The organism is Rhizobium aethiopicum (assembly GCF_014197535.1).
Taxonomy (GTDB): domain Bacteria; phylum Pseudomonadota; class Alphaproteobacteria; order Rhizobiales; family Rhizobiaceae; genus Rhizobium; species Rhizobium aethiopicum_A.
In genome coordinates, this window is record NZ_JACIFV010000024.1 from 78,795 (window position 1) to 104,036 (window position 25,242).

25 protein-coding genes and 1 pseudogene are annotated in these 25,242 nt (G+C 63.4%); 13 read left to right on the top strand and 13 right to left on the bottom strand.

Annotated features, from left to right (window positions below; genetic code table 11):
• Positions 1–352 precede the first annotated feature (352 nt).
• The 3 genes from cysN to GGD53_RS25195 form a co-directional block, all read right to left on the bottom strand.
• Positions 353–1,849, bottom strand: a complete 1,497-nt coding sequence (cysN, locus tag GGD53_RS25185; RefSeq protein ID WP_184459472.1) for a sulfate adenylyltransferase subunit CysN — start codon at positions 1,847–1,849, stop codon at positions 353–355.
• Position 1,850: 1 nt separating this feature from the next.
• Complete coding sequence (gene cysD, locus GGD53_RS25190) at positions 1,851–2,804, bottom strand: sulfate adenylyltransferase subunit CysD (RefSeq protein WP_184459473.1); 954 nt, start codon at positions 2,802–2,804, stop codon at positions 1,851–1,853.
• A 131-nt stretch (positions 2,805–2,935) separates the two neighbouring features.
• Positions 2,936–3,676: a phosphoadenylyl-sulfate reductase gene (locus GGD53_RS25195; protein ID WP_184459474.1), complete on the bottom strand. Its 741-nt coding sequence runs from the start codon at positions 3,674–3,676 to the stop codon at positions 2,936–2,938.
• A gap of 420 nt (positions 3,677–4,096) precedes the next feature.
• Here GGD53_RS25195 and GGD53_RS25200 point away from each other — a divergent pair, with 420 nt between their 5' ends.
• Complete coding sequence (locus GGD53_RS25200) at positions 4,097–4,543, top strand: RrF2 family transcriptional regulator (protein ID WP_184459475.1); 447 nt, start codon at positions 4,097–4,099, stop codon at positions 4,541–4,543.
• Here the strand turns inward: GGD53_RS25200 and GGD53_RS25205 are convergent, their stop codons facing one another.
• From GGD53_RS25205 to betI, 4 genes are all read right to left on the bottom strand, one after another.
• On the bottom strand, positions 4,544–5,884 hold the full coding sequence (locus GGD53_RS25205; RefSeq protein ID WP_184459476.1) for a chloride channel protein: 1,341 nt from the start codon (positions 5,882–5,884) through the stop codon (positions 4,544–4,546). It lies immediately after the preceding gene.
• A gap of 114 nt (positions 5,885–5,998) precedes the next feature.
• The gene (betA, locus tag GGD53_RS25210) at positions 5,999–7,651 is read right to left on the bottom strand and encodes a choline dehydrogenase (RefSeq protein WP_184459477.1); all 1,653 of its coding nucleotides are present in this window, start codon (positions 7,649–7,651) and stop codon (positions 5,999–6,001) included.
• 200 nt (positions 7,652–7,851) lie between these two features.
• Positions 7,852–9,315, bottom strand: a complete 1,464-nt coding sequence (gene betB / locus GGD53_RS25215) for a betaine-aldehyde dehydrogenase (protein ID WP_184459478.1) — start codon at positions 9,313–9,315, stop codon at positions 7,852–7,854.
• 1 nt (position 9,316) lies between these two features.
• Complete coding sequence (gene betI / locus GGD53_RS25220) at positions 9,317–9,913, bottom strand: transcriptional regulator BetI (RefSeq protein ID WP_184459479.1); 597 nt, start codon at positions 9,911–9,913, stop codon at positions 9,317–9,319.
• Positions 9,914–10,053: 140 nt separating this feature from the next.
• Here betI and GGD53_RS25225 point away from each other — a divergent pair.
• From GGD53_RS25225 to GGD53_RS25250, 6 genes and pseudogenes are all read left to right on the top strand, one after another.
• Positions 10,054–10,597, top strand: a pseudogene (locus GGD53_RS25225) (HdeD family acid-resistance protein).
• Positions 10,598–10,792: 195 nt separating this feature from the next.
• Entirely contained in the window at positions 10,793–11,035 is a 243-nt protein-coding gene (locus tag GGD53_RS25230) for a ribbon-helix-helix domain-containing protein (protein ID WP_184459480.1), read from the top strand.
• 159 nt (positions 11,036–11,194) lie between these two features.
• Positions 11,195–13,012, top strand: a complete 1,818-nt coding sequence (locus GGD53_RS25235; RefSeq protein WP_184459481.1) for a GGDEF domain-containing protein — start codon at positions 11,195–11,197, stop codon at positions 13,010–13,012.
• 77 nt (positions 13,013–13,089) lie between these two features.
• Complete coding sequence (locus GGD53_RS25240; RefSeq protein ID WP_184459482.1) at positions 13,090–14,085, top strand: NAD(P)H-quinone oxidoreductase; 996 nt, start codon at positions 13,090–13,092, stop codon at positions 14,083–14,085.
• Between the two features lie 159 nt (positions 14,086–14,244).
• Positions 14,245–15,024 (top strand): class I SAM-dependent methyltransferase, encoded by a 780-nt coding sequence (locus GGD53_RS25245; RefSeq protein ID WP_184459483.1) that lies wholly within the window; start codon positions 14,245–14,247, stop codon positions 15,022–15,024.
• Positions 15,025–15,080: 56 nt separating this feature from the next.
• On the top strand, positions 15,081–15,725 hold the full coding sequence (locus tag GGD53_RS25250; protein ID WP_184459498.1) for a metalloregulator ArsR/SmtB family transcription factor: 645 nt from the start codon (positions 15,081–15,083) through the stop codon (positions 15,723–15,725).
• A gap of 43 nt (positions 15,726–15,768) precedes the next feature.
• Here the strand turns inward: GGD53_RS25250 and GGD53_RS25255 are convergent, their stop codons facing one another.
• Positions 15,769–16,980 carry an MFS transporter gene (locus GGD53_RS25255; RefSeq protein ID WP_184459484.1) on the bottom strand — a complete coding sequence of 404 codons (1,212 nt, stop codon included), beginning with the start codon at positions 16,978–16,980 and terminating at the stop codon, positions 15,769–15,771.
• 292 nt (positions 16,981–17,272) lie between these two features.
• Between GGD53_RS25255 and GGD53_RS25260 the strand changes: the two genes are divergently transcribed.
• Complete coding sequence (locus GGD53_RS25260; RefSeq protein ID WP_184459499.1) at positions 17,273–18,280, top strand: asparaginase; 1,008 nt, start codon at positions 17,273–17,275, stop codon at positions 18,278–18,280.
• A gap of 58 nt (positions 18,281–18,338) precedes the next feature.
• On the opposite strand, the gene GGD53_RS25265 is transcribed toward GGD53_RS25260, so the two are convergent.
• Complete coding sequence (locus GGD53_RS25265; protein ID WP_184459485.1) at positions 18,339–19,094, bottom strand: DeoR/GlpR family DNA-binding transcription regulator; 756 nt, start codon at positions 19,092–19,094, stop codon at positions 18,339–18,341.
• A gap of 130 nt (positions 19,095–19,224) precedes the next feature.
• Here GGD53_RS25265 and GGD53_RS25270 point away from each other — a divergent pair, with 130 nt between their 5' ends.
• Together GGD53_RS25270 and GGD53_RS25275 are read left to right on the top strand one after the other, a co-directional pair.
• Positions 19,225–19,581 carry a DUF4406 domain-containing protein gene (locus tag GGD53_RS25270; protein ID WP_184459486.1) on the top strand — a complete coding sequence of 119 codons (357 nt, stop codon included), beginning with the start codon at positions 19,225–19,227 and terminating at the stop codon, positions 19,579–19,581.
• 306 nt (positions 19,582–19,887) lie between these two features.
• On the top strand, positions 19,888–20,508 hold the full coding sequence (locus tag GGD53_RS25275; protein ID WP_184459487.1) for a glutathione S-transferase family protein: 621 nt from the start codon (positions 19,888–19,890) through the stop codon (positions 20,506–20,508).
• A gap of 9 nt (positions 20,509–20,517) precedes the next feature.
• Here GGD53_RS25275 and GGD53_RS25280 read toward each other — a convergent pair whose 3' ends face one another.
• Genes GGD53_RS25280 through GGD53_RS25290 form a run of 3 tightly spaced genes read right to left on the bottom strand, consistent with a single transcriptional unit; the run spans position 20,518 to position 23,122 of the window.
• On the bottom strand, positions 20,518–21,321 hold the full coding sequence (locus tag GGD53_RS25280) for an ABC transporter permease (RefSeq protein ID WP_184459488.1): 804 nt from the start codon (positions 21,319–21,321) through the stop codon (positions 20,518–20,520).
• Between the two features lie 2 nt (positions 21,322–21,323).
• The gene (locus tag GGD53_RS25285) at positions 21,324–22,124 is read right to left on the bottom strand and encodes an ABC transporter permease (protein WP_184459489.1); all 801 of its coding nucleotides are present in this window, start codon (positions 22,122–22,124) and stop codon (positions 21,324–21,326) included.
• Positions 22,121–23,122, bottom strand: a complete 1,002-nt coding sequence (locus GGD53_RS25290) for an ABC transporter ATP-binding protein (protein WP_184459490.1) — start codon at positions 23,120–23,122, stop codon at positions 22,121–22,123. Before GGD53_RS25290 ends, GGD53_RS25285 begins: the two co-directional genes overlap by 4 nt.
• 135 nt (positions 23,123–23,257) lie before the next feature.
• Here GGD53_RS25290 and GGD53_RS25295 point away from each other — a divergent pair, with 135 nt between their 5' ends.
• Positions 23,258–23,452, top strand: coding sequence for a hypothetical protein (locus tag GGD53_RS25295; protein ID WP_210303338.1), 195 nt, complete (start codon positions 23,258–23,260; stop codon positions 23,450–23,452).
• 48 nt (positions 23,453–23,500) lie between these two features.
• Here GGD53_RS25295 and GGD53_RS25300 read toward each other — a convergent pair whose 3' ends face one another.
• Positions 23,501–24,058 (bottom strand): DUF2087 domain-containing protein, encoded by a 558-nt coding sequence (locus tag GGD53_RS25300; RefSeq protein ID WP_184459492.1) that lies wholly within the window; start codon positions 24,056–24,058, stop codon positions 23,501–23,503.
• Between the two features lie 376 nt (positions 24,059–24,434).
• Between GGD53_RS25300 and GGD53_RS25305 the strand changes: the two genes are divergently transcribed.
• Entirely contained in the window at positions 24,435–24,641 is a 207-nt protein-coding gene (locus tag GGD53_RS25305) for an HVA1 family protein (protein ID WP_184459500.1), read from the top strand.
• 1 nt (position 24,642) lies between these two features.
• Positions 24,643–25,104, top strand: a complete 462-nt coding sequence (locus GGD53_RS25310) for a DUF2231 domain-containing protein (protein ID WP_184459493.1) — start codon at positions 24,643–24,645, stop codon at positions 25,102–25,104.
• Positions 25,105–25,242 lie beyond the last annotated feature (138 nt).

A 25,242-nucleotide genomic window follows, 5' to 3' on the forward strand; every position in this document is an offset into this window, starting at 1 on the left:
CCGCCTGCAGAACAACCACGTCGCTTCCAAGGGCCGTGGTCGCCCGGTCGCGGCAAGTTCGTTTGCGCAGTCGCGGCTCATAAGATCTACGACCTACAGGCGTGACCATTTCTGGGACTCAGCTCTGACAGCGGGTCGCGCCTAAGTGGCTTGGAAAATGCGGAGAAGGCAAGGGCTTAAGCCCCCGAGGGGTTAGGCCGCTTCGGGCCGAAAGCCGGCGTGCAACATCCGAGGATCGGATCGATTTCATCACTGAAGTTTGCGACAGCGCCTTTCGCGAGGAATCCGCCAGCCCTTAGCCAGCGGGTTCGGCCTCGCATGAGGGGCCAGTCTTGCTAGCCCCTATCTCTTATCAGATATCGCTCGCAGCGCTCGACCAGAGTTCGGCCGCTTCGGCTGCCGTCATCCGCCGCACTTCGGCTTCATGGCTGCGGCTGGCGAAGAGTTCGCTCGCCATGATCTGCTCGGCGAGGTCGGCCGGCAGCGAGAGGATGACACGGGCGTCACCATTGTGCAGGCCGCCAAGTTCGCTGCGTTTGCCGGTCACCATGCCGCCGGCGACCGTGTTATTGGTCTCCGGATCGATCAGGATGAAGGAGCCGGATTGCCGGTTCTGCTCGTAGGGATCGAAGATCGCCGCTTCGTCGAAGACGAGCCGGACTTTGCCGATGGCGTTCATGTAGAGCCGCTGGGCGGCGTTCCACGTGCCGGTCTTCAGTTCGAGCTGGCTGAGCGGCTGCACCTGGACGCGCTGGCGGCGGCTGCCGCTCTTCAGCCAGTAGCGCTTGCCGGGTTCGATGCCCTCGGGCTGCAGAGCGACGATCTGCGCGTCGAAGGCCAGGCCGACCTGCGGCTGAGCGTCGATCGAAACGATCATATCGCCGCGCGCCACGTCGACCTGCCGGTCGAGCACCAGCGTGATCGCGTCGCCGGCAACCGCGGCGTTGCGCACGAGATCGAAGGTGACGATCTTGGAGACGTTGGCGACCATGCCCGACGGCAGGATCATGACGCTGTCGCCCGGCTTGACCGAGCCGCCGGCAACCGTGCCCTGATAGCCGCGGAAGCTTTCGCCCGGACGCGACACACGCTGCACCGACAGGCGGAAGCCGACCGTCTGCGACGAGCGCACGGTGGCAAGCTCCAGCGTTTCCACCAGCGTCGGGCCGCTGTACCAGGGCATCGCGGCCTGGCCGGAGTAGACGACGTTCTCGCCCTTCAATGCCGACATCGGGATGGCAGTGATCTGCTTGACGCCGAGCGACAGCGCGAATTCGCGGAATTCGTGGCTGATCTTGTCGAAGCCGGCGCGGTCGTAGCCCGTCAGGTCGATCTTGTTGACGGCGAGCACGAACTGCCTGATGCCGAGCAGCGAGGCGATCGTCGCGTGGCGGCGCGTCTGTTCGAGGATGCCGAGCCGCGCATCGACCAGCAGGATGGCGAGATCGGCAGTCGAGGCGCCGGTCGCCATGTTGCGGGTATATTGCTCGTGACCGGGCGTGTCGGCGACGATGAAGGAGCGCTTGTCGGTCGAGAAATAGCGATAGGCGACATCGATGGTGATGCCCTGTTCGCGTTCGGCCTGCAGGCCGTCGAGCAGCAGTGCGAAGTCGGGCAGGCCGAGATCGTTCTGCTTGCCGGTGGAATCGCGCTGCAGCGTGGCGGCCTGGTCTTCCTTGACCGCCTTGGTATCCCAGAGCAGGCGGCCGATCAGCGTCGACTTGCCGTCATCGACGCTGCCGCAGGTGATCAGCCGCAGCGGGCGCGAGTCGCGCTGGGCCTTCAGCGGCTCGGCGGCGGGCAGGCTGGCGGCGGTTGCGGCCGAGACGGCGGTTTGCACTACGGTCATCTCAGAAATATCCTTCACGCTTCTTCTTTTCCATGGAGCCGGACTGGTCGCGGTCGATGGCGCGGCCCTGGCGTTCGGACACCGTTGCGATTTCGAGTTCGGCAATCACCTCTTCGAGGGTGGTGGCCTCAGAGCGGATGGCGCCGGTCAGCGGGAAGTCGCCGAGCGTGCGGAAGCGGATCATGCCTTCCTGACGCACTTCGCCGGGCAGAAGTTCGAGGCGCGGGTCTTCGGCGAGGATCATCATCCCGTCGCGCTCGACGAACGGTCGCTTCCTGGCGTAGTAGAGCGGCACCAGCGGAATGTCCTCGGCCTGGATGTAGCGCCAGATGTCGACTTCGGTCCAGTTCGACAGCGGGAAGGCGCGCACGCTCTCGCCCTTGCGGATCATGCCGTTATAGATGTTCCAGAGCTCCGGCCGCTGGTTGCGCGGATCCCAGCGATGGTCCGGCGTGCGGAAGGAATAGATGCGCTCCTTGGCGCGGCTCGCCTCCTCGTCGCGCCGGGCGCCGCCGAAAGCGGCGTCGAACTGGCCGGCATCGAGCGCCTGGCGCAGGCCTTCGGTCTTCATGATGTCGGTGAAGGCGGCCGATCCATGGGTGAAGGGCGTGATGTTTTCGGCCGCACCGCGCGGATTGATATGCTCGATCAGATCGAGATCGTACTTCTTCGCGGTCTCGTCGCGGAAGGCGATCATCTCGCGGAATTTCCAGCCGGTGTTCACGTGCAGCAGCGGGAAGGGCACGCGGCCGGGATAGAAGGCCTTGCGCGCCAGGTGCAGCAGCACCGAGGAATCCTTACCGATCGAATAGAGCATGACGGGACGCTCGAATTCGGCCGCGACTTCGCGGAAGATGTGGATGGATTCGTTTTCCAGCGCCTTCAGATGCGGGTCGAGCGGCGCCTTGGCGCTCTGGGGATTGCTGAGTTCCGTATCCGGACGGCTATCGGGCATGTCTTACTCCAGACTGTCGGTCCTTGCGGCTGCCCGCAAGCTTTTATCGATTGTGGCTCTCCCCGGGGAAGCTCGCTTCCCCCAAGGCTGCGGCGACCGCCGTGCCCTGATCCGGTAAGCCGGGAAGGTGATTATTGTGCGACGATCGCTGAGGCCTCTTCGGCGACATGCAGGCCGCATTCGCGCGTCTCGTCCTGCTCCCACCACCAGCGGCCGGCGCGTTCCGGCTCGCCGGGCTTGATCGCCCTTGTGCAGGGCTCGCAGCCGATCGAGGGATAGCCGCGGGCATGCAGCGGATTGATCGGTACGCCGTTTTCCGAAACGAAGGCCTTGATCGCCTCGATGTCCCAGTCGGCCAGCGGATTGACCTTCAGGAGGTGACGTTCGGCGTCATATTCGGCAAAGGGCGTTTCGGCGCGGTTGGCCGATTGCCCGCGCCGAAGGCCGGTGATCCAGATCGTCGCACCTTCGAGCGCACGCGCAAGCGGCTTCAGCTTGCGCACGCCGCAACAGGCATGTCTGGCTTCGACGCTCTCGTAGAAACCGTTGAGGCCGTATTGCGCAGCATAGGCGTCGATATCGGCCTTCTCAGGCCCGAAGCGTTGGACATGGATGTCGTACTGGGCTTCCGTCTCGGTAATCAGATCAAGCGTCTCGGCAAACAGGCGGCCGGTTTCCAGCGTCGCAATGTCGATCGGCAGGCGGTGCGTGCCGATTTCGGCGGTGATCACCTGGTCTTCGATCCCGAGCGAGGTGGTGAACACCACGCGGCCGCCAAGGCCTGCCACCAACGACAGACGTCCGGCGAGGTCGAGGCCTGCCAGCTTGTCGTTCAGCGCCTCGGCTTCTGCATTCGGATTGATAACAGTCATGCGAATCCTGTCCTTAGTTGACCGGAGTATCGCAGTTCAGGCCTGGATCGGACAGAAAAAGGGATTTCGAAAGCTGCGGCCACAGGAGCAAATATCTCTCCGAAGCTGCCGCGATGCAGAAAAGCAGCCGCCCGCTGGGAGAATCCGCGGTGGCAGCCTGAATGTCTATCAAATTAGTAGACTTACACGCAGCCTGTCAATCCGAAATCTGAAGTGATGCTGAAAAAGGTGCGGAAGGCGCTGATTTGGCGTAGTTTGCAAGGGCTTGGCCAAGCGTGAAAAACAAGGCCAAAAATGCTTGTCCCTCAAGGCGTTCTGCCGGCGCGTTCAAATTCCGTTCATGCTGGTTGTGCCATAGAGGCGAATATACGTGTGAAGCGGCGCGAAAAATGCGCGCCGCCTGTGTGTCGACGGTCTGAGATGATTACGCAAAAGGCGAAATACGCGCTGCGGGCGCTGACGGCTCTGGCGGATGCCGATGCCGACGAACCGGTGATGATTTCCGATATCGCCGCCCAGCAGAAGATCCCGAAGAAGTTCCTCGAACAGATCCTGCTCGATCTCAAACATCACGGCATCGTCGTCAGCCGCCGGGGCAAGCAGGGCGGTTATCTCCTGCTCAAGCCCGCCCACACCATCACCTTCGGCGAGATCCTGCGCATCATCGACGGACCGATTGCGCCGCTGCCCTGCCTGTCGATCACCGCCTACCGCAAATGCGACGATTGCGACGGCGAACAGACCTGCGAAATCCGCCACGTCTTCGCCAAAGTGGCCGACGCCACGCGCAAGGTGCTGTTCTCCACGACGATCGCCGATGCCGTCGGCCCGAGGCAAGGCGCCGAAATCACCCGGCTGCTCGCCTGATCAGCTCTCAGCCGTTTCCTTGGCGCGCCGGGCCCGGATCGCCGCGGCGATGAAGACGCGCGACAGGCCGTGATAGAGCGGCTCGCGCGACAGGATGCGCGAGGTGATGTAGCCGATCATCGATACCGCCATGATCGGAATGACGGCCTGATGGTCGCCTGTCATTTCCAGAATGATGACGAAAGCGGTCATCGGCGCCTGCACCACGCCGGAGAAATACCCGGCCATGCCGAGAATGGCCGCAAGCGCGATACTGCTGCCCATGATCTGGCCGATCGTGCTGCCGAAGCCGGCGCCGACGGAGAGCGACGGCGCGAAGATGCCGCCCGGAATGCCCGACATCATCGACAGAAAACCCGCGAGAAGCTTTTCCAGGAAGAACAGCAGGGGCAGGGGATTGCCCTCGACGGCGCCTTTCGCCTGGACGTAGCCCGTCCCGAAGGTCATGCCGCCCGAGAGGATGCCGATCGCCGCGACCACAAGGCCGCAGGCCGCTGCCAGCATCACCATCCGCCGCAGCGGCTGCGGATGCGCCCACCGGCGAACGTGCTGACCGAGATGCAGCGCAAGCCCGCTGAAAGCCGCACCCAGTGCGCCGCCGCCGATGCCGCAGACCAGCACCAGTTCCCAGTCGCGTACCGATGCGGGTGCGACCGCGGCGGAGCCGAAATAATTGTAGCTGCCGGCAAGTCCGAGCGCGGCAAGGCCCGAAAGGATGACGGCCGTCAACACCAGGCCGTTCGCACGGGACTCATAGGTCCGGCTCATTTCCTCGATGGCGAAGACGATGCCGGCGAGCGGCGTGTTGAAGGCGGCGGCGATGCCGGCCGCCGAGCCGGCGAGGATCAGCCCGCGCGCCTGCGCCATGCCGCCGAAGCGGGCGACGGCCAGCATGATCGATGCGCCCACCTGCACGGTCGGCCCCTCACGGCCAATCGATGCACCGCTCGCGAGCCCCACCACGGTCAGCAGGATCTTGCCGAAGACGAGCCGCAGCGACAGCAGCCGAGTGCGGTCCTCCGGATCACGCAGATGCCGCGCGGCAATCGCCTGCGGAATGCCGCTGCCCTGTGCGTTCGGGAAGAATGTCGCGGCGAGATAGGCCGACAGCATGAAGCCGAGCGGGGTGATGAGGAGCGGCAGCAGAAAGCTCCATTGCCCCGCGGTCACGCCGGCAAAGCCGCGCTGCGCCAGATCCGCAAGCCTGGCGAAGCCGACGCTGATGACGCCGATCGCAAAGGCGCCGAACCAGAAGATCAGCCGCGGACGCCAGAGGGAGAAGGAGCCCCAAAGGACACGCGATCTACGGAGAAGTCTGGACTTGCGATGGAACACGGGCATGCCGGAGCGCGGATGTTGGACAGGCTTCTTCCTAAACCGGTTTGCAGGGAATGGGCCACCTCTTTCTTCCGAAAATTGCTACTGTGATTGCGGCCTGACAGCTTTCGCCACTCATCATCGATCGCTGACCGCCGCCCGCGGGTTGACCCAGGGCTCCTGGTTCGAGCGCGCCAGCGGCTGCTTGCCGAGGATATGGTCGGCCGCCTTCTCACCGGTCATGATCGACGGGCCGTTCAGGTTGCCGTAGGTGACATGCGGAAAGATCGAGCTGTCGGCGACACGTAAGCCGTCGACGCCGATCACCCGCGTCTGCGGATCGACCACCGCCATCGGGTCTTCCTTGGCGCCCATCTTGCAGGTGCCGCAGGGGTGATAGGCGCTTTCCAGATGTTCGCGCAGGAAGGCGTCGATTTCATCGTCGCTCTGGACGCCTTCGCCCGGCTGGATCTCCGGGCCGCGATAGGCGTCGAAGGCCTTCTGCCCGAAGATCTCGCGGGTCAGCCGTACGCAGTGGCGGAACTTCTCCCAGTCTTCCGGATGGCTCATATAGTTGAAGCGCAGCACAGGATCGGCCTTCGGGTCGGGCGAGCGCAGCGTTACGCTGCCGCGCGATTTCGACAGGTTGTAGCCGACATGCACCTGGAAGCCATGGCTCTTGGCCGCCGCCTTGCCGTCATAGCTGATCGCAACGGGGAGGAAATGATACTGGATATCGGGCTGCTTCAGCCCGGGTGCCGAGCGCAGGAAGGCGCAGGCTTCGAACTGGTTGGAAGCGCCGAGCCCGCCCTTGGACAAGAGCCATTGCGCGCCTGCCACCCCCTGCCAGAACCAGGGCAGCCAGGAATAGAGCGATACCGGCTTGGTGCTGACCTGCTGGAAATAGAACTCCATATGGTCCTGCAGGTTGGCGCCGACACCAGGACGGTCGACCTTCACCTCGATGCCCATTTCCTTCAGATGCTCGGCCGGACCGATGCCCGACAGCATCAGAAGCTTCGGCGAGTTGAAGGAGGAGGCCGCGACGATCACCTCGCGGTTCGTCTTCACCACCTCTGTCCTACCGCCGCGTTCGATCTCGACGCCGGTCGCCCGGCCGTTCTCGATGACGATCCGGCGCGCCAGGCCGTAGATGATGCCGACATTTGCCCGCTTCAGCGCCGGTTTCAGATAGGCGTTGGCGGCAGACCAGCGGCGGCCGGCAAAGATGGTCTGTTCCATCAGGCCGAAGCCTTCCTGCTTGCTGCCGTTATAATCCTCCGTCGTCTCGAAGCCCGCCTGCTTGCCGGCCTCGACGAAGGCCCGGAAGAGCGGATTGGTGAAGCCGCCGCGCTGCACGTGCAGCGGCCCGTCCGTTCCGCGCCAACCCTCCTCACCGCCATGCGAATGTTCCATCCGCTTGAAATAGGGGAGAACGTCGGCATAGGCCCAGCCGCCGGCGCCGAGCTCTTCCCAGCGGTTGAAGTCCTCGGCATGGCCACGCACATAGACCATGCCGTTGATCGAGGACGAGCCGCCGATCACCTTGCCGCGCGGCGCGGTGATGCGCCGGTTGTTGAGGTTCGGCTCCGGCTCGGAGAGATAGCCCCAATTGTAGCGCTTCATGCTCATCGGCCAGGCAAGCGCTGCCGGCATCTGGATGAACGGCCCGAAATCGCTGCCGCCCGCCTCGATGACGAGAACGCTGTTCTTACCGTCTTCGGAGAGGCGGTAGGCGAGGGCGGAGCCGGCCGAGCCGGAGCCGATGATGACGAAATCTGCTTGTTGCATGACGTTCCCTTAGATTTCTTTTGCAACGTGGGAATTAAAACCCCGCCCCAAACCCCTCCCCACAAGGGGGAGGGGCTTAATCTGCCGCTCCGCCTCACTCCGCCATCAACGTAGCGACGGGTGCGGTCGAAGTGCGACGGTGCGGCACGCTAAGCCCCTCCCCCTTGTGGGGAGGGGTTGGGGAGGGGTCTTCACTCTCCTCAATAAGGCGCCGCCACCGGCCCCATGCCGACGTAAACCGTCTTCAGCTCGGAATAATGCTCCAGCGCCGCCAGCGAATTCTCCCGGCCGAAGCCGGATTGTTTCGAGCCGCCGAAGGGGATTTCCACCGGGCAGAGATTATAGGTGTTGATCCACAGCGTGCCGGCCTCCAGCCGGCCGACGACGCGGTGGGCGCGGGTGAGGTCGGCGGTGAAGACGCCGCCGGAGAGGCCGAATTCGCTGGCATTGGCGCGCGCGATCACCTCGTCCTCAGCGTCGAAATCGAGCACCGACATCACGGGCCCGAAGATCTCCTCGCGGGCGATGGTCATGTCGTCGGTGACATCGGCAAAGACGGTCGGCTGCACGTAATAGCCTTCACCCGCGATATTGTTCGGAATGCCGCCGCCGGCAACGAGCGTTGCGCCCTCGGCCTTGCCCTTCTCGATATAGGCAATCACCTTCTCGCGCTGCGCCCAGGACGCCATTGGGCCGATCTGCGTCGCCTCATCAAGCGGATCGCCGATCAGCATCGCCTCGGTGCGCGCCTTCAGCCGCTTGAGGAATTCCGCCTTAACAGTCTTCTGCACGAAGACGCGCGTGCCGTTCGAGCAGACCTGGCCCGTGGAATAGAAGTTGCCGAGCATCGCCCCGCCGACCGCAGAATCGAGATCGGCGTCGTCGAACACGATCAAAGGCGACTTGCCGCCGAGCTCCATCGTCACATGCTTGAGGTTGCCGGCGGCGGCGGCCGCGACCCTGCGGCCGGTCGGCACCGAGCCGGTGAGCGACACCTTGGCGACATCGGGATGGTTGACGAGCAGCGGCCCGGTGTCGCGGTCGCCCTGAATGACGTTGAAGAGCCCCTTCGGCAGCCCCGCCTCATGCAGGATCTCGGCGATCTTCAAGGCGCCGAGCGGCGTGTTCTCGGAGGGCTTGAACACCATGGCATTGCCGCAGACAAGCGCCGGGGCAGCCTTCCAGCAGGCGATCTGCTGCGGATAATTCCAGGCGCCGATGCCGACGCAGACGCCGAGCGGCACGCGCTTGGTATAGGCAAAATCCTGCCCGAGGGGGATATGGGCGCCGTTGAGGCCGGCGGGTGCGACGCCGCCGAAAAATTCGAAGGCATCCGCACCCGAGGTCGGGTCGGCGACGATCGTTTCCTGGATCGGCTTGCCGGTATCGAGCGTCTCCAGTTCGGAAAGCTCGCGGTTGCGTTGGCGCATGATCTCGGCGGCGCGCTTGAGGATGCGGCCGCGCGCCATCGGGCTCATCGCCGCCCATTCCGGCTGGGCGCGTTTGGCCGCGGCAATCGCCTTTTCGACGATTGCGGGCGTTGCCGCATGCAGCCGGGCGATCACTTCGCCGGTTGCGGGATAGAGGCTCTCGATGACGGTGCCGTCGGTATCCTCGACATATTCGCCGTCGATGAAGTGCGAGGCTTTCGGCTGGGCTTTCATGTCATTTGTCCTTGGGGGAGGTGGTGGATAGAAGCGCGTTCAGATAATCCTCCGTCAGCGCGATCGAGGCTTCGATGCCGATCGGCGCCGATTTCAGACTCTGCCTGATATAGAGCCCGTCGATCATCGCCGCAGCGCCCTCGGCGATGCGTTCTGCGGCGTCGGCCGGCAGCAGCGCCTTGAGGTCGGCAAGCAGGTTCGAACGCAGCCGGCTGGCATAGATCACCAGAAAGCGCCGCGTCTCCTCGGAACGCTGCGCTTCGGCATAAAAGGCAAGCCAGGCGGCAATCGTCTCCGGTGCGAACTGGTCGGCGTTGAAGCTGACGCGGATCACCGCCGAAAGCCGCTCGCGCGGCGTCCTGGCGGCTTTCAGCGCCGCCACCGCATCCTGGCGCAACTGTCTCAGCAGCGAGCGGATCGTCTCGATCAGCAATTGCTCCTTGCTGCCGAAGTAATGATGGGCGAGGGCAGGCGACACGCCGGCCTGGCGGGCGATGTCGGACATGGTAACGGCAAGCGAGCCGTGATCGCCGATCACCCGCAGCGCCGCATCGACAAGCGCCTTGCGGCGCACCGGCTCCATTCCGACTTTTGGCAACACCGCCACTCCCTGAAACGCAGACATCTTATTTTTGATTGACTGATCAATCAATAAAAATCTTTCTCGGTCTCGCGCACGGTCACATCTTTCCCCGGGTCATCGCTGCAACATATTCCAAGCTACGGGGAGGTGCGTTTATGGCGGATATCTTCGACGAAACGCCGACATCGCAACTGCAGTCGAAATGGATCTGGTTCGTCGGCCTCGGCGTGCTGCTCTTGGTCTGCGGTCTGATCGCGCTCGGCAACCTGATGCTCGCCACTGTCGTCTCGGTCTATTACGTCGGCATGCTCATGCTGTTCGGCGGCGTGACCTATCTCGTTCATGCCTTTCAGGTGCGTGGCTGGGATCATGTGCTCTTCTGGACGCTGAGCGGCCTGCTCTACGTGTTTGCCGGCATCGCAGCCTTCGTCAATCCGATCCTGACATCGGCGGCGCTGACGCTGTTTCTGTCGCTCGCCCTCGTCATCGCCGGCGTCTTCCGCACCTGGGTCGGAAGGCGCATGAAGCCAGCCAAAGGCTGGGGCTGGATCGTGGCAAGCGGCGTCATCACCGCGCTTGCCGGTTTCGGCGCTCGGCTGGCCGGTCAACAGCCTCTGGGTCCTCGGCCTGTTCCTGGCCGTCGATCTCATTGTTCAGGGCTGGACGATGATCGCCTTCGGCCTCGGCATCCGCAGCTGAAACAGTGGAAGGCCGTTTCTTTTTTGACAAGGACATGACGGGGGATTAGACTTTAGGGATTAGGGCCAATCCGGGTTATGCGGATGGTTTCCATGCGAATGCACCACAGCACCGGCGCAATCGCCGAGATGCCGAAAATGGTCATGCGTCCCCCAAAGGCAGGGTACTGCCGGAAGAAAAAAAGGGAGGAAGTTCATGCCGATGGTCACCGTTTCCCTCTCTCCGCAACAGGCAGCGGGCATCCGTGCCGCCGTCGACACGGGTGGTTACGCCTCGAGCAGTGAGGTCGTCCGCGAGGCGCTTCGTCTCTGGGATACCGCCCGCAAGCTCGGCGACATCAAGGCCGACCTGCTCGACGACGAGAGCGTCGCCTCCGGCGGCAGATGCGTCGCCGACATGTTTGCCGATCACGAGGCGCAGCGCCGTCGCTCCGCCTGAACAAGCGCCTGATTGTATTGGCGAATTCGAATGAACGCGGAACGCGTGCCCGCGAGCCGCGTCTTTCACAAAACTTTCATATTGACGAAAGGGTTCGTTGATCCTTCTGCGGCAAGTTCCTGAGCAAGAAGAACAAGTCGCAGTGGAGAACTGCCCGCGATGAAGACTGGAATATCTTTGGCTGCCGCCGTCGAGCCCGGCGTGCTCCGCCGTTATGCCAGCGATCAGATCGTAACCCTTGCCAAGCTCGTGGTCGAGAACGCCTTCCAGCCGATCGTCGAAGCCGGCACCGGTACGGTGTTCGGTTACGAGTCCCTGATGCGCGGTCAGGAACGCATCGGCTACGACACGCCGGCCGACATTCTCGACGAGGCGCACCGGACCGGCCAGCTGCTGCAGCTCGAACAGATGGTCGCCAGCCGCGCGCTCGCCAAGTTCGCGACGCTGTCGAATTTCTCCACCGCGACGCTGTTCCTCAATCTCGATGTCCGGCTGATCCCCGATGGCGAGCGCCTGGTCGAGAGCCTGCTCCAACATTTGCGGACAGCCAATATTCCGCCGTCGTCCATCTGTTTCGAATTCTCCGAACGTTTCGACAATACCAGCGTGCCCGAATTCGCCGCCCTGGTTTCGAAGCTGCGCAAGGCCGGCTTCAAGCTGGCGATCGACGATTTCGGCGTCGGTCACGGCGAGATGAAGCTGCTCTGCGATCATGCCGTGGACTATCTGAAGATCGACCGCCATTTCGTCGCCGAGATCGACCGCAGCCCGCGCAAGCGCCATCTGTTGAAGAGCATCGTCAATATCGCCCATGTGCTGGGCACGCGCGTCATCGCCGAAGGCATCGAGACCGAGGCGGAATTCATCGCCTGCCGCGAATATGGCGTCGATCTCGTCCAGGGCTGGTTCATTTCCCGCCCGACGACGCATATATCCGAGCTCGCCCCGTCCTTTCCGCATCTGCAGGAGCTCGGCAAGAGCAAGCGCGGCAGCCAGTCGCTGGACGAGATCCTCATCCGCAAGCAGATCGAGCTGCTGCCGACGGTTTACGAGAATGACAGCATCGACAGCGTCTTCGAACTTTTCCGCCGTAATCCGCGCCAGGCCTTTTTTCCTGTCCTCAACGCCAACAACGAGCCGCGCGGCATCATCCACGAGCAGCATCTCAAAGAGTATATCTATCAGCCCTTCGGCCGTGACCTCCTGAAGAACAAGATGTACGAGCGCTCCATTTCGCATTTCGTCGAGATGGCGCCGATCGTCGGCCTCGACAGCGATGCCGAGCAGCTGATGGCGATCTTCGCCAATATGGAGGGCAGCAACTGCCTGATCCTGACCGACAATATGCGTTATGCCGGCGTCGTCTCCGCCGCTTCGCTGATCAAGGTCATCAACGAGAAACAGCTGAAGACCGCCCAGGACCAGAATCCTCTGACCGGCCTGCCGGGCAATCGCGCCATCCGGGACTTCATGCGCCAGTCCGGCCGCGACGGCGATGAGGTCCGCCATTTCTGCTATTGCGATTTCGACAATTTCAAGCCGTTCAACGATGCCTACGGCTTCCATCTCGGCGACCATGCGATCTCGCTCTTCGCCGCGTTGATGCGCCGCTATTTCTTCGCCGAGCGCCATTTCCTCGGCCATGTCGGCGGCGATGATTTCTTCATCGGCGTCGTCGGCTGGACGAAGGAGGAGCTGACCGAGATCCTCGACCGGCTGATCAGCGATTTCCACGACGACGTGCTCGATCTTTATTCCGACGAGCACCGCGCCGCCGGCCGCATCCTCGGCCACGACCGCACCGGCGCCGAGGCCCTGTTCCCGCTGATGCGCTGCTCGATCGGCGTTCTCGAACTGCCGGAAGGCCTCGTCATCGACGATATCAACCGCGTCAGCGCCGAAATCGCCGTCATCAAGTCGGCCGCCAAGGAGAGCGAGGAGGGCCTCGCTTTCCATTTCCTGGGCGAGGCGAATTGACGCCCTTGCCGCTTCCAGCCTTCCCAAGCCGGTCGGGCTGATCTATTCCGAACCTTCGGGATCAGGAGGGCCGCGCCATGTCACTGCCTCAGGAAATGCGTTTCGTCGATCTCAAGTCCTTCGGCGGGCCTGATGTGATGATGATCGGCAAGCGTCCGCTGCCGGCGGCCGGCGAAGGCGAGGTCCTCGTGCGGGCCGAGGCGATCGGCGTCAACCGTCCCGACATTGCCCAGCGCCAGGGCAGCTATCCTCCGCCCAAGGATGCGAGCCCGATTCTCGGGCTGGAACTCTCCGGTGAAATCGTCGGGGTCGGGCCCGGTGTCAGCGGCTATGCCGTCGGCGACAAGGTCTGCGGCCTCGCCAATGGCGGCGCCTATGCCGAATATTGCCTGCTGCCATCAGGCCAGATCCTGCCTTTTCCCAAGGGATATGACGCTGTGAAAGCCGCGGCGCTTCCCGAAACCTTCTTCACCGTCTGGGCCAATCTCTTCCAGATGGCCGGGCTGACGGAAGGCGAGAGCGTGCTGATCCATGGCGGCACGAGCGGCATCGGCACGACGGCGATCCAACTCGCCCGCGCCTTCGGCGCCGAGGTTTATGCCACGGCCGGCTCGGCGGAAAAATGCGAGGCCTGCGAAAAGCTCGGCGCCAAACGAGGGATCAACTACAGGAGCGAGGACTTCGCCGCGGTGATCAAGGCCGAGACCGGCCAAGGCGTCGACATCATCCTCGATATGATCGGTGCCGCCTATTTCGAGCGCAACATCGCCTCGCTTGCAAAGGACGGCTGCCTGTCGATCATCGCCTTCCTCGGCGGGGCCGTCGCCGAAAAGGTCAATCTCTCGCCGATCATGGTCAAGCGCCTGACGGTCACCGGCTCCACCATGCGCCCGCGCACGGCCGAGGAGAAACGTGCCATCCGCGACGACCTGCTCTCCGAGGTCTGGCCGTTGCTGGAGGCCGGCACCGTCGCCCCCGTGATCCACAAGGTCTTCGCCTTCGAGGATGTCGTCGAGGCGCATCGGCTGCTGGAAGAGGGCAGCCATGTCGGCAAGGTCATGCTCACCGTTTGAGGTCAGCTTCGGACCAGCATTCATGGGCAAGGTGAAATTGATCCTGGCTGTCTGTGAGTCTCCGGGTCGTTGAACAGTCGTCTGATCGAAACCCGGCCCCGAAACTGCGCATCCTGATGTGGCATTGCTTGCGCGTTGTAAGGTCCTACGAGGAATACAATGGCTCTATTCCACGCCTGCCCCATCTGCCGCAGCAGAATTCCGCATTTCGTACCGCTTCCGCGCTACTACATCGACAAGGCCGTCGAACATGGCTTTCCCTATCGCATCGATGAATTCGAGACGATCAACCATCAGGCCTATAGCTGCCCCAATTGTCATTCGACCGATCGCGACAGGCTCTACGCTTTGTTCCTGACGCCGGTATTCCAGCGTCTTGACCAGGCAAAGGCCGTTCGCTTCCTCGACATTGCGCCGGGCCGGGCCTTGAGCTTCTGGCTCAAGAGCCACCCACACGTCTTCTACCGCAGCTGCGACATGCATATGCCGGAGGCAGACGACAAGGCTGATATCCATAACCTGCCCTATGCCGATGAGAGCTTCGACTTCGTGCTTTGCTCTCATGTGCTCGAACATGTCGACGATCCGGTGCGTGCCACCGCAGAAATCCGGCGTGTTCTCAAGCAGGACAGCGTCGCTATCCTGATGGCGCCGATCTGCCTGTCGATCGAAGACACCTATGAAAATCCCGAGGTGACGACGCCGGAGGGCCGCTGGGCGCATTTCGGCCAGGACGACCATGTGCGCATCTTCTCAAGGTCCGGCTTCATCGACGTGATCCGGCGCGCCGGTTTGGCGATCCAGCAGGTTCCGGTCACCGACTTCCTGACGGCCGAGGTCTGCGATACCTATGGCATCGGCCGCGGCTCCGTCCTCTATCTCGGCGTGAAGCAGGAGGTCGTCCAGCAGGAGCCGGAACCGGAGCGCAACGTCGCCTGAGAACACGGAAATCATTCAGTCGTGAAAAGGCGCCCCGAAACCGAGGCGCCTTTTTAATTTCACCTGTCTCTCAGGGTTATCGTCAGTCCCCGGCCAACCGAATTCTGATCCTGCTCAAGACCGACGGCCCGCAGCTTGGCTCGGCGATTGGCGATGCGCTTGGCATTTCCGGCGAGGCCGCCCGCCAGCAGCTGGCGAAGATGGCGGAGGAAGGGCTGGTGGAGCCGGTCACCGTCGCCGCTGCCGGCAGGGGCAGGCCGCGTCAGCTCTGGCACCTGACGGCGTCCGGCAATCGCCGCTTCCCCGACGGCCATGCCGAACTGACGGCCGCTCTCCTCGGCACCCTCGTCGACCAGCTTGGGGCGGGAGCGCTCGACACTGTCATCTCCGCCCGCGAGGCCGAGACGCTGAAGCGCTATCGCCACGAGCTCGAAAATGCCGGCGACCTTGCCGCGCGCGTTGAGGGTCTGGCCGCGATCCGCACCCGCGAGGGTTATATGGCCGACAGTTGGCAGGAGGCGGACGGCTCGTTCATGCTGGTTGAAAATCACTGTCCGATCTGCGCGGCGGCCACCTCCTGCGCCGGCTTCTGCCGCTCCGAACTCGAAACCTTCCGCGCCGCCCTCAGCGCCGACGTCGAGCGCAGGGAACATATCCTCGCCTGCGCCCGCCGTTGCGCCTACCGCATCACGGCGCGTTAGGCGTGGCGGTTGGGGCGGCCATGTGCCCCTGCGCCGCCTGCGATCAGGCCGGCTGCCGCGCCTGCCGCCTGCTGCTTTCCAGATGAAGCAACGCCCCAATCGCCGCCAGGCCGGCGCCGGCCCCGACGAAGGCGGTGCCGGAATAATCGGTGAGCGATGTGCCGAAGGCGAAGAGCCCGGCGGCGATGCCGGTGCCGATGAAGGTGTTGAGCGAGATGAGCGAGGTTCCGAGCCCCGGCCGGTCGGCGATCAGGTCCTGCAGATAGGTAATCGGCAGGCTGAGGATTGCCGCCGCGCCGCAGGCATTGACGAGCAGCAGCGCATAGATGTGCCATGGCGCGGAAGCAAATCCGAGCAGCAGCAGATAGGCGCAATAGATCAGCGCGCCGAAGGCGAGCACATGCGCGGTGCGGAAGCGGCGCTGCGCCATGCCCCACATCATCATGAACGGCATCTCGAGAAGCGCCGTCAGCCCGGCGATGAAACCGACATCGGCGACGTTTCCATCGGCCGCACGGGTGATGATCAGCGGCAGAAGCATGCCGTTCAGCCGCTGCAGTGCGAACAGCAGCGACATGATGACGACGCGGATCAGCACGTTCGGCGTGAAGATCCGTTTCAGCGATGCGAAGAAGCCGACCGGGTTCGGGGCAGGGCCGGCGCTGCCGTTGCCGGGGGCGAAGAAGAAATACAGGCAAAAGCAGGTGCAGCTGGCAAGGGCCGCGATGCCATAGGCCGGCGTCATCGATGGCGAGTTGACGAGATAAAGCCCGATCAGCCCCGGCGCTAGCGCCCAGGAGCCGGAAAACAGCGCCCGCACCGTCGCCGTCACCGCCGCGCCCTCGCCACGCTCCATCTGGTTGGTCCTAGCGCGCAGGCTGGCAAACAGCAGCGAATAGGTGGAGCCGCTCATCGGCACCAGCAGCAGCGTCGAAAAGATGAAGATTGCCGGGCTGTGGATGATCGCGATCGACCCGAAGCCGAGCATGCCGGCGACCGAAAGCCCCAGCACCAGCGGCCGGCGCTCCTTCAGCCTGTCCGACCAGATGCCGAGCGTCAGGCTCGTCGCGACGTTGACGATCGCCGAGCAGAACACCAGCGCCGAATAGGCGCCGTTGCTCAGGCCCAGTTCGTTGATCCCGATGATCGACTGGTAAGGCACGGTCGAGGCGTAGGTAAAGGCAAGCGCGACGAGCGTCACGGCGGGAATGCGGATCCCGTTGTCGCGCAGGATGAGGGAGAAACTGGATGACATGGGGGCGGTTCCTGACGCACCACTCTTAGCCGGATCGCACACACCAGAGAAACGATAGTTTTCGATCGCATGCGTCAGTTTCTGTGATGAGTATGGGATGACGTGATGGCCGTCCGACGGAGCTGCCAGGTCGAGCTCCGGCTGGATTGCAGGCTCAAGGCCTGGAATGACGGAGGAGGCGCCTAACTCGCGGTCGTCGCCCCGCTTCTGGCGCCCACCTAAACCCGTTGGCTTTCGCCGCGTGACGCGTTATGCCTGCCGCATCCCGTCAGCATCCGGATGAGAGCCCATGATGAACAATCCTGTCACCGTTGAAGTCACCCGTGGCCTGCTTGTGGAAAGCCGTCATCGCGGCGCGGTGGTGGTCGTTGATGGCGACGGCAGGCTTGTCTTTTCACTCGGCGACATCGACGCCGCCGTCTTCCCGCGCTCGGCCTGCAAGGCGATGCAGGCACTGCCGCTGGTGGAAAGCGGTGCGGCCGATGCCTATGGCTTCGGCGACAAGGAGCTGGCGCTCGCCTGTGCCTCGCATAATGGCGAGGACGAACACGTGGCGCTTGCCGCCTCGATGCTGTCGCGCGCCGGCCGGAATGTCGAAGCGCTGGAATGCGGCGCCCACTGGTCGACGAACCAAAAGGTGCTGATCCATCAGGCCCGCACGCTCGACGCACCGACGGCGCTGCACAACAATTGCTCGGGAAAACATGCCGGCTTCGTCTGCGCCTGCTGCCACCGCGATATCGATCCGAAGGGCTACGTCGGCTACGAGCACCCGCTGCAGATCGAGATCCGAGCAGTGATGGAAAGCTTGACCGGCGCCGTGCTCGGCGCCGAGAGCTGCGGCACCGACGGCTGCTCCATCCCGACCTACGCCGTGCCGCTGCGCAGTCTGGCCCACGGCTTTGCCAAGATGGCGACCGGCACCGGTCTGGAGCCCCTGCGCGCCAAAGCATCCCGTCGCCTGATAGAAGCCTGCATGGCCGAGCCCTTCTATGTCGCCGGCTCCGGCCGCGCCTGCACGAAACTGATGCAGATCGCTCCCGGCCGCATCTTCGTCAAGACAGGCGCCGAGGGTGTCTTCTGCGCCGCGATCCCGGAAAAGGGCATCGCCATCGCGCTCAAATGTGAGGATGGTGCCACCCGCGCCGCCGAAGCCATGGTGGCGGCGACGCTCGCCCGCTTCTTCGAGACGGAAGAAACCCTGCATGCCGCCCTGATGGCCTTTGCCGCAATGCCGATGCGCAACTGGAACGGCATCCATGTCGGCGATATCAGCGCGACCTCCGTCTTCTCGGCCTGATGCAGAAACCTGCGCACGGTTTTCGTACGCCATCGAGCCCCGACTTTTCAGCGCAGGATTACGCTGCAGTGATTGTACCGTTGAGACCGCGATAAGGCTTCAGCCGCTCGGCCGTCATCTCCGTCGGTACGATCAGTCCTGCCACCTCGGCAATGCCGAGCACCGGGCAGGGCGAGACGAGGTCGAACTTCTCCTCCGTCAGCAGCACATGCGTTTCGGCCGAGCAGCGGGCGATGTGCCGCTTGATCGCCGCTTCCTCGAAATCGCCGGTGGAAAGCCCGTGCACGGGGTGGGCGGCGGTGACGCCGAGGAAGAACAGATCGGGGCGCAGCTGCGAAATCGCCGCCATCGCCGCAGCGCCGGTCGCCACCATCGAATGTTTGTAGAGCCGTCCGCCGGCCAGGATCACCTCCGCCGTCGGATGGTGCTCGAGCTCGGCGGCGATCGTCGGACTGTGAGTGGCAACTGTCAACGCTATGTCGCGTGGCAGGTGCCTGGCGATCTCCGCGGTCGTCGTGCCGCCGTCGAGGAAGATCATCTGCCCCGGCCTGACCATCGCCGCCGCCGCGGCTCCGAGCCGCGCCTTGACCTCGGACGAGACGCTGCACCGCGCGGTGAAATCGGGCAGATCGGGCGAAAGCGGCATTGCCCCGCCATGCACCCGTTTCAAGAGCCCCTCCGCCGCCATTTCCCGGAGGTCGCGCCGGATCGTGTCTTCCGAAAGCGAAAAATCCTCGGCGACGCGCTTGGCGATCACCTGGCCGTCGCGGCGCAGAATGTCGAGGATGAGGGTCTTGCGCTGCGTCGTCAGCATTGTCTCTCCGCACGAAAATTCACGAGATGGCATGATATTGCACGAAATGACTCGACATTCAAGAAATGTCGTGCATTTTCGGGAAATCCCGTGCATGAGGCCGGGATCTCGCGACCTGATGGAGTGAATCATGCTGATTTTGATCGCCGGGCCCTATCGGTCTGGAACGGGCGACGACCCGGAAAAAATGGCCGCCAACCTGAAGCGGCTGGAAGAACCCTCTCACGCCTTGTTCAAGGCCGGCCATGTGCCGATGATCGGCGAATGGGTGGCGCTGCCGATCTGGCACGCCGCCGGCGGCAGATCGGTCGGCGACGCGCTCTACGAGGAGATCTTCCATCCGGTCGCCGGCCGGCTGCTGCAGCTCTGCGAGGGCGTGTTACGCTTGCCCGGCGAGTCCAAGGGCGCCGACAATGACGTGCGCATCGCGAGAGAACGCGGCATCCCGGTCTGGCACCGGCTGGAGGATGTGCCGGGTTGCGGGTGAGTGGCGGACCCATCTAAAACCCCTCCCCAACCCTCCCCACAAGGGGGAGGGGCTAAGCTGCGGTCCCCGGCGGTGACTAAAGGGGGGAGGTCTTACTGGCTGCTACCGTTCGACGGATTGGCTACGATGGAAGGGTATGCGAAGCGGTGCGGCACGTTAGCCCCTCCCCCTTGTGGGGAGGGGTTGGGGAGGGGTTTTGACCGGGCGGCCGCAGGGCACGCCGATCATTGTCCGGCTGAGCAATCTCCCCAGTTCCAGCGCACCAATCCCCGCGCTATAAGACGTGCCGAACGGGAGTCGACAACCATGCTGACACTATATTACGCGTCCGGAACCTGCGCGCTCGCAAGCCTGATTGCCCTCGAAGAATCCGGCCTTGCCTTCGAAACAAGGAAGCTCAGCTTCCGCGATGGCGAGCAGCGTTCGCCGGACTATCTGAAGATCAATCCGAAGGGCCGGGTGCCGGCCCTCGTCACGGATCGCGGCGTGCTGACGGAAACGCCGGCGATCCTCGGCTTCATCGCTGAAAGCGCCCCCGCCGCGAAGCTCGCGCCGCTCGGCGATGCCTTCGAAATGGCGCGGCTGCAATCCTTCAACAGCTATCTCTGCTCGACTGTGCATGTGAACCATGCCCACCGCCCGCGCGGCTCGCGCTGGGCCGACGAGCCGGCGGCACTCGAGGCGATGAAAGCCAAGGTGCCGCAGAATATGGCCGATTGTTTCGCGCTGATCGAAGAGACGATGTTCAAAGGCCCGTGGGTGATGGGCGAGACCTATTCGCTGGCCGATCCCTACCTCTTCGTCATGACCGACTGGCTGCCTGCCGACGGCGTCGATCCCGCCCGCTTCGCAAAGGTCAGCGACCACCATGCCCGCATGCTGCAGCGCCCCGCCGTCCAGCGGGCGCTGGCATTTGACCGGGGCTAGCTATGCCCATCACCCGCCCGCGCCCTGGTATTTGCGGGTGGCGTAGCGCCAGTGGGCGATGGCGAGCAGCACCCAGATGGGGCCGGCGGCGAGCGCCACCGGGCCGGCCCAATTGCCGAGGATCGGGATTGGTTTGCCGAGCAGCGCGCCGACCGGAACCGAGCTGGTCAGCGCCAGCGGCACGGCGGTGATCAGGATGATCTGGACGCTGCCAGGGAAGATGTTGAGCGGGTAGCGCGTCAGCTCCCAGAAGCCGAAGAAGATCGAAAACAGGTGGTTCGACCGCACCCACATCAGCGCCGTCGCGCCGATCATGGTGATCATCGCAGCGGTCAGCAGTGTCGCGCTGAGGATCGCGGCAAGCAGGAACGCCACGGACGGGGCCGTCCAGATGAAGTCGACCGACAGGACGGCCCAGCAGAGCAGCGGCACTGCCAGGATGATGTGGCCGGCATAGCCGACATTGAGGCCCGAAAAGACGAGATAGGCCCAGGGGCTGAACGGCTTGACGAGCAGCGTGTCATAAGTGCCGAGCCGCACCAGTTCTTCGAGATCGCGCAATTGCACGAAGCTCATCGCCGCACCGAGCGAATAGGCGAGCAGCTGGAAGCTGAAGAGCAGCGCCAGCTCCGGCCAGGTCCAGCCGCCGAGCGTCTGGAAGCGGGCAAGCAGGATGCCGATGGTGGCAAAGACGCTGCCGTAGGAGAGGATCTGCGCAAGCCGGTCGAGCCAGAAGGCGCCGCGATACTCCATCTGTGAACGCACATGCATGCGCACCAGGAGCGGAATGACGCGGAGGTGATGGATGAGCATGCTCAGCCTCCCTGCACGGTGATGCGACGTGACGCCTGGCGCCACAGCCAGAGCACGCCCAACAGGAACAGTCCGGCCCAGCCGAGGCCGAGGCCGAGATGCAGCCAGGTATCGGCAACAGAAAGCCTGCCGAGATAGACGGCATTGGGATAATAGACGACCCAGGCGAAGGGAAGGTGGCGGGCGATCGTCGCTAAGGGCTCGGGGGAGAACCAGAAGGGCACCAGCAGGCCGGAGAACAGATGCAGCAGGGCGCCGAGGATCCAGTCGAGTGAGAAGCTCGTCATCAGCCAGAAGGCGATCAGCCCGGACAGCGCCGACATCAGGAAGATCAGCACGAAGGACAGCGCCCAGAAGACGGCGAACATCAGGCCGTGGAACAGGCTTGCCGGCGCCAGCATGCCGTAGACCAAGGCGGTGAAGGCGACGGTCGGGATCACCTGCGTCGCCAGTCGGTAGGAAAAGCTGCCGCATTCATTGGCGAAGAGATAGAGCGGATAGAAGAGCGGTTTCAGCAGCCAGACGGCGATATCGCCTGTTTTGAGCGACCGGCCGATCTCGCCGATAACCCTTTCCGGGCGGGTGGCGCCCATCACAGCGCCGCCGAGCAGGGCATAGGTCACCATCTGCTGCAGCGAGACGCCGTCGACCACGGTCGCGCCGGCGCCGGCATAGACGGCGAGCCAGATGGCAACGCGGGCCACCACCTGCACCAGCTTGCCGAAAATATTGGCCCAGACCTCGTTGCGGTAGGCGAGCTGCGCGTGGAAGGCGCTGCGGCTGAAGGCGAGATAAGCGCTCATGAGGCCCGGGCCCTGGCGTTGCGGCGCTGATAGAAGGTGCGGATGACCTCTTCGATGTCGGGCTCGTGCAGCGCCACGTCCTTGAGGTCGCGGTCGCTTCCGACCTCCGAAAGGATTTTGACCAGCGACACATCCTCGCGCTCGATCAGATATTCCTTGCGCAGCCCCTCGTCGCTGACAAGCGACGCCGTGCTGAGCCGCAAGGGGCCGGGGTCGCTGGCAAATTCCAGCGTCAGCCGCCGGGCCGAGCCGAGGGCGGCGCGCAGGCTGCGCAATTCGCCGTCGAAGATCAGCCTGGAGTGATCGACCATGATCAGCCGCGGGCAGATGGTCTCGATGTCCTGCAGGTCATGGGTGGTGAGGATGATGGTGACGCCGCGTTCGCGGTTGATCTCGGCGAGGAACCGACGCACCGCATCCTTGGCGACCACGTCGAGCCCGATCGTCGGTTCGTCGAGAAACAGGATCTTCGGATCGTGCAGCAGCGACATGACGATCTCGGCGCGCATGCGCTGGCCAAGGCTGAGCTGGCGCACTGCCCGGTCGAGGAAGGGCGAGAGGTCGAGTAGCTCGCTGAACTGGCGCAGATTGTCCGCATAGCGGGCGGCCGGGATATCATAGATGCGCTGGTGCAGGGTGAAACTGTCGATCAGCGGCAGGTCCCACCACAGCTGGCTGCGCTGGCCGAAGACGGCGCCGATCTCGCGGGCATTGTCCATGCGGGAGAGATGCGGCGTGCGGCCGAGCACCGAAAGCGTGCCTGAACTCGGCACCAGAATGCCGGTCATCATCTTGATCATCGTCGATTTGCCGGCGCCGTTCGGGCCGAGATAGCCGACGGCCTCGCCGGCGGTAATATCGAAGCCGATATCGGAAACGGCCTGAACCTCGATATATTCGCTCGTCACCAGCGTCTTGAAGGCGCCGAGCAAACCCGGAAATCTCCTGTGCTGCCGGAAGCGTTTGCTGACGCCCCGTGCTTCGATCAAAGCCGGCATGTCTATTCCCTCGGATGTGAAGCGAGCCGACTCGGGCGGCGATGGGGCTTGCGAACGCAGGCTAGCGCGAAGTGGGATTCGTGCAAGGGCAAGTTGCGTTTCGATCGATCACTTCGTCCTATATCGCCACCACCTTTGACCGATCTTCGCCTGCGCTACATTCAAGGCATGGACAAAATCTATGCCTTGCTCATCGTCGCCGCGGCCATCGCGATCATCGTTCTTGCCGGCCGATGGAACACCTCGGATGCCGATCACTATATGGGCTTCGGCAATCTCCGTTCGCGCCGCAAGCGGCAGCCCGGCGACGATGATACGAAAGAGGAATGAGGCGCCGTTTCGAAGGCCGTCTTCGATCGGACGCCTCCGCAACGGCGGTCAGTGTGCCTGGCGCTGGGAATGCTGACGCAGGATCGTCGCCGCATTGATCGGCATCGATCGTTCGGCGCGCTGGTAGACGCTGCCGTCGCGCGTCCGGCGCATCAGGCCGAGGTCGCAAAGTTCCCGACGCAGCAAAGCGTGATCTCCAAACAGGTGCCTGTCGCGAAGAAGGGCATTGACTTCTTTTTCGGACATCTCCCTCGCTGAGGGAATATACGACCAGAGAATCCAAAGCGCCGTGATCTGATCCATGCGCCGCGAGGGCCAGCGTATCAGGCGAAGCTGTTGGTCGAAACTGCGTTGAACACGGTCGATATGCTTTCGGTCAACCGCGGGGTCGGCGACAGGCGCCGCTGTCGGGGGGAGGGCCTCGCCGTCAACGAGATCAGTTTGCGCCCGCAGGCTCTGGAAATTGCCGTAACCGGCAGCCCGTGCCAGCATGTTGAGGAATTGGAGGTGGGAGGGAAGCCCCTCATGGGCGGAAAGCTGCAGGCGCAGCGACTTGGCAAACGCGGACGTATCGCTCACCTGGAGCGGGATGAGTTTTCTGGACATGACCTATCCTTTGGTCGTGCCGTTCCGGATGGATTATCGGTGATCGCCCTTCCGACATGGCACGGGATCGGTGTCCATATCTCGGTCATTGTCAGGTTTAGCGTGTTCCGGAGAACGGCGATGCCTGGGTGAACTGCAGACCCGACGCAGCAATTATCACCGCGCCCTCGATATTTCAACGGTCTTCACGCTCGGTGGCTCCGGCCGGGCGATCGCCTTTTGCGGGGGGCGGGCCGTTGACCGCACGGGCCAAGCACGTAGGTCTCTTCTCTACAGCTGCCGGTTTCAGCTTGTCGGCCGTGACGGGAACAAAGCAGGCGGTCTGGATGTTTGACGCATACTCTGCGGCATCTGACGAGTTGTGCGCCATGGCCAAATTTGCTCGGGAGATCACGTCACCTGGAATTCGGAGGCCGGCCAGGTCTCCGGCCGCATCATCGCGATCCACACCCGGGATTTCGATTACAAGGGCCATCGCCGCCGCGCCACCGAGGCATCGCCCCAGTACGAGATCAAAAGCGACAAGAGCGATCATATCGCTGCCCATAGGCAAGACGCATTGAAAAAGGTCGGAGGACAATAGGATGAACCCGAAAAGCACCTTGAGCATTGCCGGTCATCCGATCCATCCGATGTTGATCCCGTTCCCCGTCGCCGCCTTCGTCGGCACGCTTGTTGTCGACATCGTCTACGCCAGATCGGGCGATCCGGCCTGGGCAGTTGCGACCAATTGGATGCTCGGCGCCGGCCTTGTCATGGCGGCGCTGGCGGCAGTTGCCGGATTGACCGACTTTCTCGGCGACAGCCGTATTCGCGACCTGCGCGACGCCTGGTTCCATATGATCGGCAATGTCGTCCTCGTCCTGATCGAGGCCGTCAACCTCTGGCGCCGATTGGCCGAAGGTGGCGACTTCATTGTGCCGACCGGATTGGTGCTGTCGTTGATCGCCACCGCCCTTCTTCTGTTCAACGGCTGGAAAGGCTGGGAAATGGTCTATCGCCACCGCGTCGGCGTTAGCGAGGATCCGGCCAATCCGACGAGATAATCGACGGCATCTTCAACGGCAGCATGCCCGCCTCGTCCTTCGACCTGCGGGGCACCTCAGCAACCGTGTTGTTGCGGTTCGCTCCATGGGGTTCGTCTTTTGAGAATAGTGTTGATCATGATGATGAATTTCCGCATG